We start from the raw sequence: 17,970 nt of genomic DNA on the forward strand, positions 1-17,970 counted from the left end.
ATAAAGAGCGTCCGGCGACAGTTATGCACTGTTACCGGACGCTCTTCATTTACAGGCGGCTATTTTAATCTGCCCTGAGGCTCTTTACAGGATTCATCAATGCGGCTTTGATACTCTGGAAACTCACTGTCAGCAACGTCACTAGCAATATGCCCACACCGGCCACCAGGAAGATCCACCAGGCCAGATCCGACCGGTAGCTATACTGCTGTAACCAGGTATGCATAGCATAATACGCCAGCGGAACTGCGATCACGAGTGCCAGTCCGGTTAACAGCAGGAAGTCTTTTGACAGCATGGCCCACAGATTGAACACAGAGGCACCCATTACTTTCCGTACACCGATCTCCTTGGTACGCTGTTCTGCCATGTAAGCGGCCATACCGAACAGGCCAAGACAGCTGATCAGGATCGCCAGTATGGAAAAGACAGTTGTGAGTTGACCGATCCTCACCTCATTCCCGAACTTGCTGGCATACTGCACATCTACAAACTGGTAGTCGAACGGCTGCTCCGGGCTATATTTCCTGAACACTTCTGCTATTTTCGATAGGGCCTCGTGTGTACTCATCGCCGGATTGATCCTGATATTCAAAATACCCAGGAACTGTTTATTCATGACATACATAGATGGACGTATAGGATCATAGGGTGACTCCGCTACCAGGTCCTTTATCACTCCAACCACTGTAAACGGATGACCGTCCCAGTAGATCGTCTCTCCTACCGGATCTTTTAGTCCCATCAGGCGGACCGCAGATTCATTCAGGATAAATGAGGTAGAATCCGAACCATAGTCGGTAGAGAAGTTACGGCCTGCAACAAACTGCCAGCCGATCGTTTGTCCGTATTCAGGCGATACAGTTTGTGTAGGCATATCTACCGTCATAGCAGGGTCCTTTCCCTTCCACCGGAGGTCTCCGTTTGTTTGCCAGACCGTTGTCACAGGCGTGCTTGCCTCAGCCATATCAATAATAGCACCGGCATTTTTCAGCTCCGACCGTATTGCATCAAAGTGATCGTGAATATCGGTGAGCCCGAGTTCAACAGACAATAATCCTTCGCGTGTATACCCCACAGGTCTGTTACGCGCAAAGTTCACCTGCCTGAATACGACGATCGTCCCAATGATCAGTACCAATGACACAGAGAACTGTAATACAACCAGTATCTTCCGGGGTAATGCGGCGTTACGGCCAGTGCGGAAGGTGCCTTTCAATACGCGGACAGGCTGGAAAGACGACAGGTAGAAAGCCGGGTAGCTCCCCGCGATAAATCCGGTGACCAGTACCACGACAATGCCCGTGAGCCAGAAGAACGGACTACCCCATGGCAACGTCATCTTCTTACTGGCAATGCTGTTAAAGAAAGGCAGCGCCAGTTGCGCCAGTACGACCGCAATAATGAATCCGATAGCTACTACTAATATTGATTCGCAGAAGAACTGCCATATCAGTTGTTGTCTGAAAGAACCGACTGCCTTCCGGATACCCACTTCCCGCGCACGCTTCTCAGATCGGGCGGTACTTAGGTTCATAAAATTGATACAGGCCAGTAATAACACTGCGATACCGATCACTCCAAACAACCAGACGAACTGGATCCGCCCGCCTGTATTGATACCATTCCTAAACTCCTGCCGCAGGTGCCATTTACTCATCGGATGAAGGAACACAACTGGCTTAAAGCGTTTGTCTTCTGTGCGCACATTGTCCAGTTTTGCGTTGGCAATCCGGGCGGACACTTTATTGAGATCAGCATGATCAGCCAATCGTACAAACACCAGAAAAGCATTACTACCCCATGGATCAGGAACGGTCTTGATCCAGGACATGTATTTATCGATGTGCACATCCCAGGAGGCGATGAAATCGAGATTCCCGAACAGTGAATTGTCAGGTAGATCTTCATACACACCTTTTACGATCAGCGACGCTTTGTTATCTATGCGGACGATCTTGCCAACGGGGTTATCATTGCCGAAGTAAGTGGCTGCGGCCGATGCGGACAACAGCACCGACGCCCGGTCTTTCAATCCGTCACGCACACCGCTCTTCATCCTCAGATCAATCAGCTCCGGACCACCAGCTTCCATGAAGCGACCAACCTTGCGCAACTTCTTCTCACCCACTGCCAGTACCTTATACAGATCCCAGGAAGATTTTATCACCTGTTTGAAGTTATCACCGTATTGGTCCCGCAATACATCACCGAGATAGTAGGGCGTCGTTTGCCAGGTAGCGACTTCACCATTGAAAGTCTGGTGCTGCATGACCTGCGCAATGCGGTTATAATTCCGGTTATACTTATCAAAGGACACCTCATCCCATATCCACAAACCGATCAGTAGCGCGACTGCCATACCGGTGGCTAGTCCGCCGACGTTGATAAAAGTGTATCCCTTGCTTTTTTTAAGGTTGCGCCAGGCAATTTTGAAGTAGTTGCGGATCATAGCCATCTGAGTTGAATGATCATAGTGAACTGAAAAGTATGCCAATGAATGTACTAAATGATAATCAATATTTTAAACAAGCTGACATCCGGCTGAGTGTCCGCTTTCGTTACACCCGGGTGTCCATTATCGGATCCTTTCTTACTGCATTAGTGTTGCAGCTATATCAAGTATTTTCATGTTAAGCCGTCGAAGGACATACACTGTGTTGACCCATAAGCCGCCAGCTGAAGAGACAAAGCCAGGAAAAACTATACTTATCCTTATAATTCATAACCATGCACATTGCATTTGTAATTGACATTCCAGCGTTTGAGGGACTAGGCGCTACGCTTACCTCACTTGTGAGAAACTGTTCTGACACCACACAACTTGACCTGCATTTTATCTGTTACAATGTGAGGAACCGCCATAAGAATAATATCCTGATGTTATTACAGACAGAAGGCTATCACGGGCGGACACGGTTCTACGACTTTGATGCCGCACAGCAGTTCGGACACCTGAATGCCGTGGAAGGTTCGCGTACCAGCTATGGCCGTTTACTGATCCCTCAGCTGCTGGATGCAGCATATGTGCTCTGCCTGGAAAACGATCTGCTGGTCCTGCTGGACATACTCACGCTGGACAATATACGATTTGATGATCATTTCCTGGCAGCGGTACCTGCAGGCCCTTACAAAAACATCCAGGACAGGAAGTTATTACCTGGTCAGCTCAGCGTCTGCAGGGATGGACGTTGTTTCCATGCAGGCGTGCTGCTGCTGAACCTGAAAATATGGAAAGAAAAGGATATCTGCCATGAGGCCGAAAAGATCTGTCTGCGTTATCCTGCATGGTTACACGAAGGTGATCAAAGTGTCCTGAATGATATCTGTAATGGTACATTCCATCGTGTAGACGACCGGTTCAACAGTGCATGGACACCGGACCACGATATGCCTGCGTACAATGAAAACACCATTCTACGGTTCACCGGTACACCTAAACCATGGGATTTTCTAGGCAAGGATATACACGCAGGATTTAAACTATGGTCAACGTACGATACAACATTCTGGGACAGGCGATATAAAGCTGTTTCAGGCCTGCAAAGGATCTGGAAGATCAGGAAGTCGCTGATAAAATATTATCTGAAAAGATTGCGGAGTATCAAAAGTACGGATGCATTGGAAGTGAAACGTGTCTAATCCCTCCTCCTCATACAGATGAACCGGTACCTTTAGAAAGTACCGGTTCTTTTATTTTCAAAACAGTAATTAAGAAATAGTGGTTGACTGGTAAATGTGTTCCACCAGATCGGCTACCTTCCTGGTTATATGCGACAAAGACATTTGATACTTTTAAGCGGCTTATTTGCTGAGGTCCCAGGCTTTAAGGGTTTCCAGCTTCACATCACCATCCTGCGCAAATACAGACCAGCCGGTGGCTTTCGCATCCGGGAATACTAATGTGGTCAGGACTTTTTCTCCACCATTTACAAAGACTTCCAGGGAAGATCTATCAAACAGCACCTGCAGGCGGAGCTTACCATTTTCCGGCTGTACAGCCAGTTTATCAATGACAACAGGTTGTTTACCCGGTGTAGTCACCGTTACCGACAGTTCCTGTTGCGAAGTATTATAGGCCAGTGCTATTTCACTTTTATTGTTTTTGTTCTGGCACAGTTTAAGCCCGAAACGGGTCGCCGTACCTGGTGTGAAGGTCACGTCTGCCCAGTTGGCATTCGCATTGAATTTGCCACCTTTAACAAGGGAAATCTCATTACTGCGAATGGTGGTCTGCGGCAATACCAGCTTGTTTGCTGCGGGCAATGTCTGTAATTGTTTATAGAGTACATCGGCAGGTTGCTGGTATAAGCGTACGCCTTCGGACGTAGTTTTAAGTGCAAGATCTCTGGGGATAGACATTTGTCCTCTCCACGGATAGGTCGGTGTATCGAATGGCATCAGCCATCCCAGCATCATTTGACGGCCACCGGGCAGGTTGTTGTATGGGATCGCCGCATAAAATGTCCTGCCATAGTCAACGAACTGCTGATGCGAAGGTGTATTATCATTGGTGAAGGTCTTACCATCAAAGTCGCCGGTAAAGTACTGCATACCGGTTGATTCATCCGGATTACCGGAAGAGATCATCAACAGCCATTTTTTTCTGGCAGGATCACCATCTATGTATAACGGTGTCAGTGAAGGACATTCCCAGATCTTACGAACGTCTCCCTGGTTGCCAAATTCACTGAGGAGCTCCCATTTTTTCAGGTCTTTAGATGCATAGAACTGTAGTTTGTGTTCATGCGGAACAGCGACGGTCATGACCCACTGTTGCTGTTCTTCCATCCATATCACACTGGGATCACGGAAATCCTTCTTCTGAATATCAAGAACAGGATTGCCGCTATACTGGGTAAAAGTGGTACCACCATCATTGCTGTAAGCGACATACTGGAGCTCCCGTTCCTGTTTGGGCAGATCTGCCGTGTAGATAGCGACAAGGGGTGCCTGATTGTTTTTACCAAAGCCACTGGTATTTTTACTATCCAGGACCGCACATCCCGAGAAGATCCACGTAGTAGTGTCTTTTGTTTCAATCTCAGGAATGGCTACTGGCAGGTGCTTCCAGTTAAGCAGGTCTTTACTGGTGGCATGGCCCCAACTCATATGCCCCCATTTATTTTCGTATGGATTATGCTGATAGTAAAGATGATACTCCCCGTTGAGGTAGATCAGTCCATTCGGATCATTCGTCCAGTTCTTCGCTGGTGTGAAATGGTATACAGGACGCCATTGCGGAGTGGGTATCTGCTGGTCCTGGGCAGATGCCAGTACCGGCAGACAGGCCGTGAGTAGCGCAAACAATTGCTTTTTCATACTGTGGAGCTTTTAGTCTGCGTAAATTATAAAAAATCCCGAATTACGAATCAGGAATTAGGCACAATAAAAGTACGCTATAAACTAACAAGCGCCCCAGGCTATTAGCCGGGAGCGCTTGTTAGTTTATAGCGTACCTGAATTAGTCAATTTATGATTCCTAATTCCCTAGAGTTCTGCAAAGATCTTCTCTCTACTGGCAGCCAGCAGATCCAGTACGTCCTGCTTAACACCGGTGAACGGTCCTGAAGATTCAATCTTCAGGGTAGCCATTGCCGCTGCAAACTCACCTGCCTGCTGGAAAGATGCACCTTTACTACGCTGGTATAAATAACCGGCCATATAAGTATCGCCGCAACCGGTAGCATCTATCACCATGGTTGGCACATAGGCCGGGATACGGTGAAAAACACCATCCGCATAGATCACAGAGCCCATGCTTCCCAGGGTGATCACTACTTCCTTTACCCCCCATTCAGCCAGTGTCATGGCGCCTGTTCTTACATCTTTATGGCCTGTCAGCACTTCCATTTCGTGCTCATTGGCTTTCAGTGTATGTATATACTGCAGGGCTTCCTGTTTGGCAGGCCAGTCGATCGCAAATACATTGTGATCTTCCACCTTACGCAGATACCCCTGTACATCCAGTGCCACCTTACCTCTGGAGGCAAGAGACCTGATCAGCTCAACAGGAATATCGTCGGCCAGCAATGGCCCCAGGTGAAAGATGCGCGCTTCTGTGTGAGACAGTGCTGCTATGGTAAAAGGGTCTGCTTTCTGCAATACGCGCTGCGTGCGGTGATCCTGGTTTTCAGAATAGATATTCTCGAAATAGACAGTGTGCTTGCTGGGCAGTGCATCTACTTCTATTCCTTTCTCTCTCAGTTCAGCTACTGTGCCCATTTCACTCTCCGCCAGCGCGGTTACCAGTCTGTATTTAACATCCATATGACGGATGGCATTGGAAAAGTAAAAAGAAGTGCCTCCAGCCATATGTACCACGGATTTCGTGGTCACTACTTTATCCAACGTGATATGCCCTACACAACAAATATCGTACATGTACTTTCTTAAGTTGATTAATATTCCAGCCAAATAATCGCCAAATATAGTCAATAGATGTTTAAAAATTGGGAAATAGGAATTAGGTATTGGTAATGAGCCTATTACACACTAAATACTGTTACCTGCAAGGCTATTACGCGGTATATTATGCGAAAGGCGGCTATCCCACTTTTCACGCTAACCCAACTACTGATTACTGATACCCTCCCTGGTCACCGCAGCATCAGAGGAATAAAAATCTATATATCAGTTCCCCACACTTTATCTGTAATTCAAATATGCTGATAGTTTTATGTCAAAAACATGTCCCGGGGTTATTGATAATTCTAAATAATTTATTTACATTCACTTAACCCTTTTACAATTTAGCATTAAGTCAACCAAAGAGCACCATTTCGATATTTTCCAGTCCGTACTTCTATTCTGTATTTTTTCTATTCCATCATCTTTAAACAAAAATCGCTATGAAAAGAAATCGACTATTGGCCCTAGCATTCCCCATTATGATGCTGATGACTGTAGCCTCCTGTACAAAAGACGACAAGATCCTCCGCGTTCGTGACGGCGTACTGAACCCCCAAAAACATCAGGACAGAGGATTTCTCATCATTGCCAAAGAAGGCGCTAAACTTGAAGGCATTACGGAAAGCCTGAGCAAACTGCGTGTAAAGAACTTCAAACTGAAGTCAGCGAACCAGGAACTGGGTTTGATCCGGGTACAGACCCCCGATCCCACTTTCCCCGAAAAAGCAAGACAGATCCCAGATGTACAGTCTGTAGCAGTAGACGTTGTATTGAACTGGCGTTTACCTGAAAAAACATTCCGTACCAACAGGCCGGTAGACAAACTGGCCAATGGAAAAAGCAGCAATCCCCTGGCAACAAACCCTTTCAGCGCGCTCCAGTGGGGTCTTCAATCCGTTAAAGCACCTCAGGCCTGGGCGAAAGGCTATCGTGGCAGAGGCGCTAAAGTAGCAGTGCTTGATGGTGGCTTCCTGCTGGAAAACCCTGAGATCAAGCCCAACATTATCCGCACCAAAAACTTTATCGAAGGCGAAGAAGTACAGTATCACGGTATTGAAGGCTTTAGCCATGGTACACACGTTGCAGGTACCATCGCTGCGCTTGATGACAATACCGGTGTAGTGGGCGTAGCTCCTGAAGCAAAACTGATCCTCGTGAAAGTACTGGATGATGCAGGCAGCGGACCATTCAGCGGCATCATTGATGGTATCTTCTATGCTGCAAAAAATGGTGCAGATGTCGCGAATATGAGCCTTGGTGGGGAACTGCCACGCAAGACATATACAGATGATAACGGCACGCCTGACGATCCTTCCGATGACTATGTGGTACAATATGACAGGGATGTTAAAGACCTGATCATCGCCATCAACAGAGCGACCATATATGCTACCCTCCACGGTACAACATTAATAGCGGCTGCAGGTAACGATGCATACGACTACGACACGGAAAAACGCTTTATCACCTATCCTGCTGCTGCGTTGGGCGTGATCTCCATCTCATCTAACGGTCCGCTGGGATGGGGTATCAATCCTGACACTACGTTGTACCGTCCTTCTATCTTCACAAACTACGGCAAGAATTTCATCTCGTACGGTGCGCCTGGCGGTAACTATGACTTCCCGCTAAATACGTCGATCGTGACCGTAGGCGGTATCACTTACTATGAGTATGTGTTCAATTTCATATTCAATATCGGTTTCTGGGATGAAGCGACCAATGAGTACTCCTATGGCTGGTCTGCCGGCACCAGTATGGCGGCACCTCACGCAAGTGCAGTAGTAGCATTGCTGTATGGGAAATACCCTAAGATCAATCCTATACTGGTTGAACTGATCTTACGCAAGTCGTCTAACGACTATGGCGCTCCTGGCAGAGATCCATTCTTTGGCAATGGACAGATCAATGCAGGTAAGGCAGTAAGCTATTGATCAATCAGGAATTGGGAATCAGGAATTCATTTTAAATAGTCTTCCGCATTATAACGGAGCACTCCTGGCATTATGCCAGGAGTGCTCCTCATTTACCGTAAGACATTTATTATAAAAGATTCCTGATCCCCCGTTCCTAATTTTTATAATCAAACACCAGCTGGCAAAAGATCTTCACCCCTGCATCCAGCTTTGTATCATCAATATAGAAATCCGGTGTATGATGTGCGGCCGCCTTTAACGCGTCCTGCCCAGGCGCCATCCCTCCCAGGAAGAAGAAGAAGGCAGGAGCCTTATCTCCATAAAAGGAAAAGTCTTCCGCTCCTGTTGTCCAGTCGGCTTCTTTCACGTTGTCTTTACCAACAGCTGCCTCAATGGAAGGCAACATTCGCTTTACCAGGGCCGGGTCATTATAGGTCACTTTGGTCTTTGTATCAATGCTTACCTCAGCGATGGCACCGGAAGCCTCCGCGATCTTAGTGGCAGTCAGCTTCATTCTTTCATGCACATCCGCCTGCATCCGGGTGTCCAGCGTGCGGATCGTTCCTTCCATGACCAGCTCCTCCGGAATGATATTACTTCTCACACCACTATGGATCTTCCCTACGGTGATCACCACAGGGGCCTTGGTGAGTTCGGCCTGACGACTCACGATCGTCTGGAAGCCCTGGATGATCTGTGCGGCCACAACGACCGGGTCGATGCCGTGCCAGGGTTGTGAGCCATGGGACTGACGGCCTTTCACCCTTACTACAAACCAGTCACTGGAGGCCATCTCTGCTCCTGATTTGAATTTAACAGTACCGACGGGTGTCTGGGAGTTGATATGCATGCCGAAAATGGCATCCACTTTTGGATTGTCCATCACCCCTTCCTTGATCATCAGGGGAGCGCCTCCTTCTTCATCGACGGGGGCCCCTTCTTCGGCGGGCTGAAAGATAAATTTAACCGTTCCTGGTACATCCCTCTTCATCGCAGTGAGTACGGTGGCTGCGCCTAACAGCATGGCCACATGGGTATCATGACCGCAGGCATGCATAACCGGTACCTGCTGACCAAGATAGTCGGCTGTATCGACAGATTTAAAAGGAAGGTTCGCCCTTTCATATACTGGCAATGCATCCATATCTGCCCGCAGGGCGACTACCGAACCAGGTTTACCACCCTTGAGCAGCGCGACCACACCAGTCCTGCCAACACCAGTCTGCACTTCGAGGCCAAGCGCTTTTAAACGGGCAGCGACATAGGCAGCTGTCCGGTACTCGCGGTTGGACAGCTCGGGATGCTGATGCAGGTAGCGTCTCCAGGCGACAACTGAATCTTTGACGCCAGCCACCTGTTTATCGAGGTTTTTCAGCTGTGCCGTGGTCAATAGGGGCGCTAGTATTAACAGTGTGATAAGCGGGGATTTCATAAGCAATGACAGATTTGGTTGATTGATAACTACAAAATATAGCTTTTCGGCCGAACTGCATAAAGATATATCGACTGGACTCACGTAAGCGCCTACTCATTTTAGTCAGTTGTCCGGGAAGTAATAATCAGCCGGCATACTGACGACCGTCATGATACACCCCAGCCCGGCCCGCTAATTTGCAGCATCAAATCTTAGTAAACAGAATTATGAAAACATTACTCAAATCGATCGCACTGTTGTTGTTTATCCACCCTATTACCTGTAAACTTTTTGCCCAGGTGCAGTATCAGCAGAGAAACGACTTTAATCTATCCATCGCGGGTACTTCTACAATGCATGACTGGGAGATGAAAACATCTAAAATTGCCTGTAATGCCACCTTCACATTTTATGAAGACGGAGAGCTCGGAGGACTGACGTTACTTAATTTCACGATGCCGGCAGAGAGCCTGAAAAGTGAACGAACGGGGCTGGATGCTGTTGCGTACAAGGCATTGAAAACAAAGCAGTATCCGACTATCACATTCAATCTGATCAAAGCGACCGTATCCAAACAAGGCACGCTGATCACCTGTACCGGAAGTCTGACTGTAGCAGGAGAAACCAGGGATATTGACCTGGTGGCAGCAACAAAAGTTAACAAAGACCGTAGTATCAATATCAGGGGTAGCAAGCAGATAGACATGCGGGATTTCGAAATTGACCCACCTTCATTCCTGTTCGGTAAATTTACTACCGGAGAAATCGTTACGATCAACTTCGACCTTACATTCAGGCAATAATTCAATCATTTTACTGCTTTCCACATCAAATCTGCTAAAAGTTCATCAGCATCGGCTAAAATATGCGTACCGTGTACAGATCTATTCCGGATCTTACAGCGGCAACTGAATACTTATTTAAACAGGTCTATACATGAGGAAATCATTAGGAGTATTCCCACTATTAGTAACATGCATGCTGATGGGGAAGCAGGTATCAGCCCAGGAGAAAGAGGGGGTACATGAAATGTCGAAGGATTACCAGGCGCCAACAGATCCGCTGGTCATCAGAAAACTATCAAAATGGCAGGACCAGCGCTTTGGCCTCTTTATGCACTGGGGTACCTATACGCTCTGGGGAGAGGTAGAAAGCTGGAGTATCTGTCCTGTAGACTGGGTAGTCAGAAAAGGCCCGTATAGTGAAGATTACAACACATACAGAACGGCGTATGAACATCTGCAATATGACTTCAATCCGGTGGAATTCAATCCGGAAAAATGGGAGAAAGCCGCTAAAGCAGCCGGTATGCGTTATGTGGTATTTACGACCAAACATCACGACGGCTTTTGCATGTTCGATACAAAAGAAACTGATTATAAGATCACAAGTCCTAATACACCGTTCTCAAAGAATCCAAGGGCTAACGTAACCAAAGAGATCTTCAACGCCTTCCGTAAGGACAGTTTTATGATAGGCGCGTACTTCTCCAAACCGGACTGGCATAGCCAGGACTTCTGGTGGAAATACTATCCACCGAAAGATGAACATGTCAACTATGACATCAAGAAGTTCCCTGAGCGCTGGCAGCGTTTCAATGACTACACTTACAACCAGATCGAGGACCTGATGACCAATTATGGCTCCGTAGATATTCTGTGGCTGGATGGCGGCTGGGTAAGGCCGGACGGCAAACAAAGCCTGGACATGCACCGCATCGTAAAGATGGCGCGTACGCATCAGCCGGGACTGATCGTAGTAGACAGGACCGTGCCGGGTGAGTTTGAAAACTATACCACTCCTGAACAGTCTATCCCTGATAAACCACTGCCCTATCCATGGGAAACGTGTATGACCATGGGTTACTCCTGGAGCTATAGCCCACGGGATGAATATAAACCTTCCCGTCAACTGGTCTCCCTGCTGGTAAAGATCGTGTCCAGAGGTGGTAACTTCCTCCTGAACATCGGACCGAGTGAAAAGGGCGACTGGGCACCAGATGCCTACAAACGCCTGGAAGACATGGGTAAATGGATGGACATCAACGGAGAAGGTATACACGGCTCTGCACCAGTAGCTCCTTATTCTGATAAGAATGTGTATTTCACACGATCCAAAGACCAGCAGTCCATCTATGGCTATTATCTCTCTGAAACAGATGACGTGAAATTGCCGGCAACCGTCACTTTCGCCGTACAGGATATAAAGAAGATTAGTAAGATCACGCTTTTAGGTACCAAAGCAAAACTGCAATGGACACTGAAAGATGGACAACTGACCATCCGCATACCTAAAAACATACAGGAAAACAGCGGCCTGAAATATGCTGCTGCTTTCAAAATTAGTGTATAGTGCGCAAAACATACACAAGCGAAGGCTGTTCCGTCAAAAGCGGGCAGCCTTTTTTGTGCGACCAGGACAATGTTAGTTAACGTTCCTTTATCAATCCTTTAACTTTTTTTTAGAATACGTTTCTTCACTTTTACAGTGTAACCTATACGTAACACCTATAACCAATTTATGTTAAAGAAATCTACTATTGTGCTGGCATCATGTGCCTTATTGTCGTTTGTGTCTGCGACGGGATTTGCTCAGAAGATGGCTTATATCAATATGCAACAACTGGTGACCAGTATGCCGGAAGCCAAACGTGCATTTGATACATTGCAGGTATATCAGAATGAAATGGAAAAAGACGGCAGGGAATTAATCACAGATTTTCAGACCCAGGTGGCAAAGTACCAGGAGATGGAGGCAACGCTCAAGCCGGATTTAAAAGAACTGAAACTAAAGCAACTGGAGGAAGCGAAAGCGAATATTGAACAGTACCGGGCACGCATGGAACAACGACTGGCTGAAAAAGAACAGGCATTAACGCTGCCTATCATTACAAAAGCGAAGAAAATAGTCGCCGATCTGGCAGCTGAAAAAGGTTTTGTATGTGTACTGGACAATTCTAAAGATATTATTATAACGGCTACCTGTGAGGATCTGATGCCCGCAGCAAAACAGAAACTCGGTATTAAGTAGTCATTCATCCATTGTGTAAACCTAAAAGGGCAGCCGCGGTAAGCGGACTGCCCTTTTCTCATGTATTTATCTTCCGATCAGAATCCGTATCTGATACCAAACTGGATCTGCCATGGATTACCTGATGGCGTGATCACCCCGGAGTTCACATTCACGTTATACTTATACGCGCGTGCATCGGGATCGAAATCGGCCAGCGAATAAATATTCTGTTTACCCAGTGTCTTAATCGTACCCCAGTCTTTTTTGATCATATTGGCGACGTTAAAGAAATCGGCCGACAGCTCTATGAACTGTGATTTATGGATCCTGATCTTATTCGCGATCCTCATATCCCAGATACCATAGAAGCCATTTACACCGCCGTTCCTTTCAGCGATCTTACCGGTACTTTTTCTGATATAATCTTTCACACTCTCTGCTGCCTGCGGATTGTCCAGGATCTGCTGGACCCCCTTACGTACTTTCTCTGCTACAGTAGGGTCTTTCGGATCAAATACAAAAGCCAGGTCGTTAGAGTTAACGAAGTCACCGTTCACGTTACCACCCACTGCCAGCGAATAACGGCTACCACCAATACCGGAATAACGGATACCGACGTTGAAGCCCCAGAAGGAAGGCAGTGTACCATAGAAGACCACTTTATGACGGAACTGGTTATCGGAATAAGACATCGTACGCAGGTCACGCGGATCGTCTTTCACCATCAGTGACAGCGTGGCCGTATTGGCTACGTCGCCGTTATAGGATGTGTTGTCTTTGGTATCGTTCCAGGTATAGCTGAAAGATATTTCCCCATCTCTGAAATAACGGTAGGTAGCGTCTATCACAAACGCAAACTGGTTCACCTTTCCTTCACTGTTTAGCTCCAGTACACGGCCTACTTTATCACTCTTACGACCCTTCATCCAGTTAGTAGCACCATTGGTGGTGTCAATACTATTTGCAGGAACAAATACACCGCGGTTGCCTTCATTTGCCAGACGGAATAAAGGTTGATCCGACATATTGCGGTCTACATACATGTAATTGTTACGGGCAAGTGTCATGAACGCGGTGATACCCATTTTAAAGCGCTCATTGAAGAAGTGGTTATAGGAAACATTCGCCTTGTATACTACCGGTATACGGGCGTCTTTACCATTCATGTTGATCGTACCCTGACGGTCCAGGCCCAGCTGCTCAAACAGCTCTTTACCCGGTGCAGACTTAGGGTTCTTACGGTACTCGACGAAGTTCGGTGCAGGTACATTCTCACCCTGCAGATCAACCGTCAGTACCTTTGTACCGTCAAACAACATGTTATTGATCATCGCATAGTTGTTGATATCAGAGCCAAAGATTGCTGCACCGAAACGCAGGTAATCGGTATGTTTCTCATTGATATCCCAGTTGAACTGAACGCGCGGCTGGATCTGGAAAGTGTTCAATGAACGGTCTGTACGTAGTCCCAGTTCACTGTATACTACCGGATTGAAATTCGGCTTATTCAGGTAAGTAGTGTAGTCCGCACGGATGCCGGCGATCATTTCAAAACCAGGAAAGAGTTTGGTCTGCATCTGCGCATACAGGGCGCTCGCAATGATGTTTTGCTTTACGCTCGGGTCATCTGCCAGGGCTACTTCACGTGCATACCGGTACGGCTTCATGTTGTTGAAATTATCCAGACCGGTGAAATAGAAACGGCCGTTCATTTCACTACCATACAGAGAGTTCATGTGACTGTACATGATGTCAGCACCGAAGGTGTAGTTCGCCTTATTGGTATTAAAATATACGTTATCGACGATCTGTGCGACGTGGTTGTAGAAATGCTCAGGAGAATAACGTTGTCCGCCCAGCTGTATAGTCGTGAAGACATCATTATCGTTGATCTTAGACTGTACACGTTCCACAATGGCACGCGGAATATTCTGCGCCGGCAGCTGGCTACCCGGAGAACTCTCTTCGAATGTATACAGGTGCTGTACCTTCAGTTCGTTCGTGAGCCTCGGATTGAGCACCGTACGAAGTGTAGCGAGGATACTGTTGTTGATCGCCTTTGCATCCGCATATACCTCATACAGGTTGATCGCACTATTATCATCACGACCCAGTGGTGCACGGTCACTGATAAAGTTATCACGCAGGGTCAGGAGGCTCTTTTCGCTCAGCTGAATATCAATACGGCCAAAGATCGCGTCGGTGCTTCTTTTCTTGTCGAAAGAGCCGAACTGTCTGTCATTGGATACACCGTATTTACCCCGGGCGATGGTGAGAAAATTATCCAGGGTAGACTGTGTAACGTTCAGCCGTTTCTCATCTGCGGGAGACTGGATATCTGCCAGTTGTAACGGACGGGCGTCCGCCTGACGGTCCCATGCTACGAAGAAGTGCGCTTTATCTTTTATGATTGGTCCCGATAAGGTGAAACCAAACTGTTTGGTAGAAAAATCATTCACACGCTTTGCACCACGGATGTCATAGTTAGAAGAGAGCTGATCGGCTCTGTAAAACAGGAATGCGCTGCCGGAAAAAGTATTGGTACCTGACTTGGTTACCGTACTAATGGTACCGCCACCACTACGGCCGAACGTTACGTCGTACTGGTTGGTCACCACCTTGAACTCCCTGATCGCTTCCATCGACAACGCGTACGGTCCGCCGATACGGGTATTCGTGCCACTGCTCGAAGTCGGGTTCTTGGCACTGGTACCATCTATCGTAATATTGGTAGAAGAGCCCAGCTGGCCAGCCAGGTTACTGCCATTACTTAAAGGAGAGAGATCAATGAGAGACGAGAAGTTGCGACCGTTCACAGGCAGGCGGGCAATATCACGTGCAGTTACTGTGGTAGCGGCACCGAAGTTCTCAGTTTTGTTCTTCAGTGCATTACCGGAAACTGTGATTTCCTTCATGCCTACAGCCGCTGATCTCATGGCTACATTGATCCTGATAACGTCTCCCTGGTTAAGGGAATAACCGGTCAGTTTCTGCTCACTGTAGCCGACGAAAGAGATAGTCACGGTGTATGGTCCACCGAGCGGCAATTCCTTTAAGGAGAACTCGCCCTTTGAGTTTGTAATGGTCCGGCTACTAAAACCAGTAGATTCATTCCGGACAAGCACAGAAGCGCCGGGAATCAACTGTTTTGTTTCATCTGCAACGACGCCGGCGATGGACGCCTGCGTGGTCTGGGCGAACAGCTGTTTGTGAGTTAAACAGCACAGTAGTAGCAACAATGTAATGCTGGCAAATATAGGTTTCATAAGCGCGAAAATAGACGTGTACCTATCGTCATGCAATACGAACGTGGGTTATTAACACAGATTTCATATTAGGTGCAAACTCATCTGCGTGTCCATTCCTCATGGATAGGATCACCTGTGGAACTCTTGCCGCTATGATCCCATTTATCGCCGGTAACAGCACCTTTAAATGTTAAGGTAGCACCTACCCTGCTGTTGTCTCTTGAGAACCATTCTATCTTTTCTGTATATACGCCGTTCTCAAATGTATAAGAGCCGCCACCTGTTCCAAAGAACTGGCCCGTCTTCGTATTCATCGCGATCCACTGGAATTTGGTACCGGTGAGGACCTTGATGGTTTTTCTGTAGCCGGGCTGCATGACATTCATTGTACCATTATTCTCCCTTCCGGTGATCTGCCATACGCCTGTCATCGGACTGTTACCGTCATCTATTCTTGTCCACGTCATCTTCTCATTGCCTAAAGTCAGCGTGAGATCATCCCCTTCGAAGTTAACGGTGGCATCGGGGTTAGTGCCTACCTGAGAAGAATCAGCGGAATTGAATTCAATGTGCGTGGTACCGCCATTGTCACTCGTCCCTTCCCAGGTACCACCCAGGGTAGCTTTAAAACCGGACGCATCATAGGAAGTGATGGTAAAATAACCATTGGTGATCAGCATAATGGAAGTATTATTACCCGAGAAGGCTTTCCAGGCGCCAATAACAGGTGATTGCGCATAGGCAGGTGCGATTGCTGAAATGGTCAGCAGGACTAGGAACAAAGAGCGGATGATCGTTTTCATAACTGGTGGATTTTATATCCTAAATGTACACCATAACATTTGCTTCAGTAAAAGAAAAAAACCTATCTTGACGCCCATCCAATAAATATCTGATGACAGACCAATCAACAGCCAACAATCCGGCGGCACGGTACCTTGCACACCTGGATAATCTATTCCAGACTGAACCTGAATTTTATAGTGAAAACAGTTCGGAAGACGGACTTCCTGCTGTCACTGCGATCGTATACCGGGACATTCCTGAAAAAGGATACATCACTGCATTTACTTACGGGTTGTCACTGGCATCACATCCTGACTGGAAACTGGGCCGTCCGGAATTGTGTGTATGTGTGGCTTCGGCTAATGATTCCTGGGCGCATGTCGGCGCTTATATTGCCGGCAAACTGCGGGGAGATTGTCCATTCCTGTATGGACAAACGATTAACTTCGGTACGCCGATCAGCGAAGATTCCGGCATGGACGCGTTCCTTGTGTTTGCGCCAAGTATACTGGACAGGGAAGATTATACGGACATAGAAATAGGTGCTGATTATAAGATCAACATTGCAGGATTATATCCGATCTATGCAGAAGAGATCGAAGCATATGAAAAGATGGGACTGAAAGAGTTCTGGCATCATGCGGATTTTGATAACTACAGTGTTAACAGAAATAAAGTAACCTTATAACTATGACATATGAACTCACCATTACAAGATCGGAAGAACGGGGAACGGACTATGATGCAACGCACCCTGGCTATATCACCTTAGAACAATGGAACGCATGTGCAGCAGGCGATGCAGAACTGGACCTCATAAATCACGATCCTTTTATCAACCAGCCTGCACCCGGCTTCTGTCACTGGCTCAGCTATCCGGGGAATCCGGAACGCGCCATGCAGCCATGGTTTGCCTATCATAATGGGACCGTCCGTACGAAAGCGGACCCGCCTGTGATGCGAAAAACGCTACAGATCGCGGCTGCACTGGATGCCTTTGTAGTAGGTGAAGAAGGAGAACGTTTTACAGAGGAAATGATAGATGAGATAGAACAATTTATGCAGCTCGCCTTAGCGCAGGATAAACCCCGCAAATAGTATAAAAACTACCCGATTTTCGGGATCACGTCTAAAAACATTTTCCTATACATTTGTCTGTATAAAATCAAAGCACGGATAGATC

13 protein-coding genes are annotated in these 17,970 nt (G+C 47.2%); 7 read left to right on the plus strand and 6 right to left on the minus strand.

Annotated features, from left to right (window positions below; genetic code table 11):
• Positions 1-64: 64 nt before the first annotated feature.
• Positions 65-2,452: an ABC transporter permease gene (locus GWR21_RS07135; protein ID WP_162331059.1), complete on the minus strand. Its 2,388-nt coding sequence runs from the start codon at positions 2,450-2,452 to the stop codon at positions 65-67.
• A gap of 278 nt (positions 2,453-2,730) precedes the next feature.
• Between GWR21_RS07135 and GWR21_RS07140 the strand changes: the two genes are divergently transcribed.
• A complete protein-coding gene (locus GWR21_RS07140) occupies positions 2,731-3,642 on the plus strand; it encodes a glycosyltransferase family 8 protein (protein ID WP_162331060.1) in 912 nt (303 codons plus the stop codon).
• Positions 3,643-3,804: 162 nt separating this feature from the next.
• Here the strand turns inward: GWR21_RS07140 and GWR21_RS07145 are convergent, their stop codons facing one another.
• Both GWR21_RS07145 and GWR21_RS07150 read right to left on the minus strand, forming a co-directional pair.
• Positions 3,805-5,322 carry a glycoside hydrolase family 32 protein gene (locus GWR21_RS07145; RefSeq protein WP_162331061.1) on the minus strand — a complete coding sequence of 506 codons (1,518 nt, stop codon included), beginning with the start codon at positions 5,320-5,322 and terminating at the stop codon, positions 3,805-3,807.
• A 168-nt stretch (positions 5,323-5,490) separates the two neighbouring features.
• The gene (locus tag GWR21_RS07150) at positions 5,491-6,384 is read right to left on the minus strand and encodes a PfkB family carbohydrate kinase (RefSeq protein ID WP_162331062.1); all 894 of its coding nucleotides are present in this window, start codon (positions 6,382-6,384) and stop codon (positions 5,491-5,493) included.
• A gap of 467 nt (positions 6,385-6,851) precedes the next feature.
• Between GWR21_RS07150 and GWR21_RS07155 the strand changes: the two genes are divergently transcribed.
• Positions 6,852-8,345: a S8 family peptidase gene (locus GWR21_RS07155; RefSeq protein WP_162331063.1), complete on the plus strand. Its 1,494-nt coding sequence runs from the start codon at positions 6,852-6,854 to the stop codon at positions 8,343-8,345.
• 136 nt (positions 8,346-8,481) lie between these two features.
• Here the strand turns inward: GWR21_RS07155 and GWR21_RS07160 are convergent, their stop codons facing one another.
• The gene (locus GWR21_RS07160) at positions 8,482-9,759 is read right to left on the minus strand and encodes an amidohydrolase (protein ID WP_162331064.1); all 1,278 of its coding nucleotides are present in this window, start codon (positions 9,757-9,759) and stop codon (positions 8,482-8,484) included.
• Positions 9,760-9,968: 209 nt separating this feature from the next.
• On the opposite strand from GWR21_RS07160, the gene GWR21_RS07165 reads away from it, so the two are divergent.
• The 3 genes from GWR21_RS07165 to GWR21_RS07175 all read left to right on the plus strand — a co-directional run bounded on the left by GWR21_RS07165 (position 9,969) and on the right by GWR21_RS07175 (position 12,771).
• Positions 9,969-10,544 carry a YceI family protein gene (locus GWR21_RS07165; protein ID WP_162331065.1) on the plus strand — a complete coding sequence of 192 codons (576 nt, stop codon included), beginning with the start codon at positions 9,969-9,971 and terminating at the stop codon, positions 10,542-10,544.
• 133 nt (positions 10,545-10,677) lie between these two features.
• Complete coding sequence (locus tag GWR21_RS07170; protein ID WP_162331066.1) at positions 10,678-12,093, plus strand: alpha-L-fucosidase; 1,416 nt, start codon at positions 10,678-10,680, stop codon at positions 12,091-12,093.
• A gap of 168 nt (positions 12,094-12,261) precedes the next feature.
• Positions 12,262-12,771 carry an OmpH family outer membrane protein gene (locus GWR21_RS07175; protein WP_162331067.1) on the plus strand — a complete coding sequence of 170 codons (510 nt, stop codon included), beginning with the start codon at positions 12,262-12,264 and terminating at the stop codon, positions 12,769-12,771.
• A gap of 77 nt (positions 12,772-12,848) precedes the next feature.
• Here GWR21_RS07175 and GWR21_RS07180 read toward each other — a convergent pair whose 3' ends face one another.
• Complete coding sequence (locus GWR21_RS07180; RefSeq protein ID WP_162331068.1) at positions 12,849-16,019, minus strand: TonB-dependent receptor; 3,171 nt, start codon at positions 16,017-16,019, stop codon at positions 12,849-12,851.
• A gap of 80 nt (positions 16,020-16,099) precedes the next feature.
• The gene (locus GWR21_RS07185) at positions 16,100-16,804 is read right to left on the minus strand and encodes a membrane or secreted protein (RefSeq protein ID WP_162331069.1); all 705 of its coding nucleotides are present in this window, start codon (positions 16,802-16,804) and stop codon (positions 16,100-16,102) included.
• Positions 16,805-16,896: 92 nt separating this feature from the next.
• Between GWR21_RS07185 and GWR21_RS07190 the strand changes: the two genes are divergently transcribed.
• Together GWR21_RS07190 and GWR21_RS07195 are read left to right on the plus strand one after the other, a co-directional pair.
• Positions 16,897-17,475 (plus strand): suppressor of fused domain protein, encoded by a 579-nt coding sequence (locus GWR21_RS07190; RefSeq protein ID WP_162331070.1) that lies wholly within the window; start codon positions 16,897-16,899, stop codon positions 17,473-17,475.
• A 2-nt stretch (positions 17,476-17,477) separates the two neighbouring features.
• The gene (locus tag GWR21_RS07195) at positions 17,478-17,885 is read left to right on the plus strand and encodes a hypothetical protein (protein WP_162331071.1); all 408 of its coding nucleotides are present in this window, start codon (positions 17,478-17,480) and stop codon (positions 17,883-17,885) included.
• Positions 17,886-17,970: the final 85 nt, after the last annotated feature.

The sequence above is a fragment of the Chitinophaga agri genome (genome assembly GCF_010093065.1).
GTDB classification, from domain to species: Bacteria; Bacteroidota; Bacteroidia; order Chitinophagales; family Chitinophagaceae; genus Chitinophaga; species Chitinophaga agri.

Excerpts from the sequence above, each read along its gene's own strand:
- GWR21_RS07180 (WP_162331068.1), bottom strand. The coding sequence starts at position 16,019 with ATGAAACCTATATTTGCCAGCATTACATTGTTGCTACTACTGTGCTGT.
- GWR21_RS07160 (WP_162331064.1), bottom strand. The coding sequence starts at position 9,759 with ATGAAATCCCCGCTTATCACACTGTTAATACTAGCGCCCCTATTGACC.
- GWR21_RS07135 (WP_162331059.1), bottom strand. The coding sequence starts at position 2,452 with ATGATCCGCAACTACTTCAAAATTGCCTGGCGCAACCTTAAAAAAAGC.
- GWR21_RS07190 (WP_162331070.1), top strand. The coding sequence starts at position 16,897 with ATGACAGACCAATCAACAGCCAACAATCCGGCGGCACGGTACCTTGCA.
- GWR21_RS07165 (WP_162331065.1), top strand. The coding sequence starts at position 9,969 with ATGAAAACATTACTCAAATCGATCGCACTGTTGTTGTTTATCCACCCT.
- GWR21_RS07150 (WP_162331062.1), bottom strand. The coding sequence starts at position 6,384 with ATGTACGATATTTGTTGTGTAGGGCATATCACGTTGGATAAAGTAGTG.
- GWR21_RS07140 (WP_162331060.1), top strand. The coding sequence starts at position 2,731 with ATGCACATTGCATTTGTAATTGACATTCCAGCGTTTGAGGGACTAGGC.
- GWR21_RS07155 (WP_162331063.1), top strand. The coding sequence starts at position 6,852 with ATGAAAAGAAATCGACTATTGGCCCTAGCATTCCCCATTATGATGCTG.
- GWR21_RS07145 (WP_162331061.1), bottom strand. The coding sequence starts at position 5,322 with ATGAAAAAGCAATTGTTTGCGCTACTCACGGCCTGTCTGCCGGTACTG.
- GWR21_RS07185 (WP_162331069.1), bottom strand. The coding sequence starts at position 16,804 with ATGAAAACGATCATCCGCTCTTTGTTCCTAGTCCTGCTGACCATTTCA.
- GWR21_RS07195 (WP_162331071.1), top strand. The coding sequence starts at position 17,478 with ATGACATATGAACTCACCATTACAAGATCGGAAGAACGGGGAACGGAC.
- GWR21_RS07170 (WP_162331066.1), top strand. The coding sequence starts at position 10,678 with ATGAGGAAATCATTAGGAGTATTCCCACTATTAGTAACATGCATGCTG.
- GWR21_RS07175 (WP_162331067.1), top strand. The coding sequence starts at position 12,262 with ATGTTAAAGAAATCTACTATTGTGCTGGCATCATGTGCCTTATTGTCG.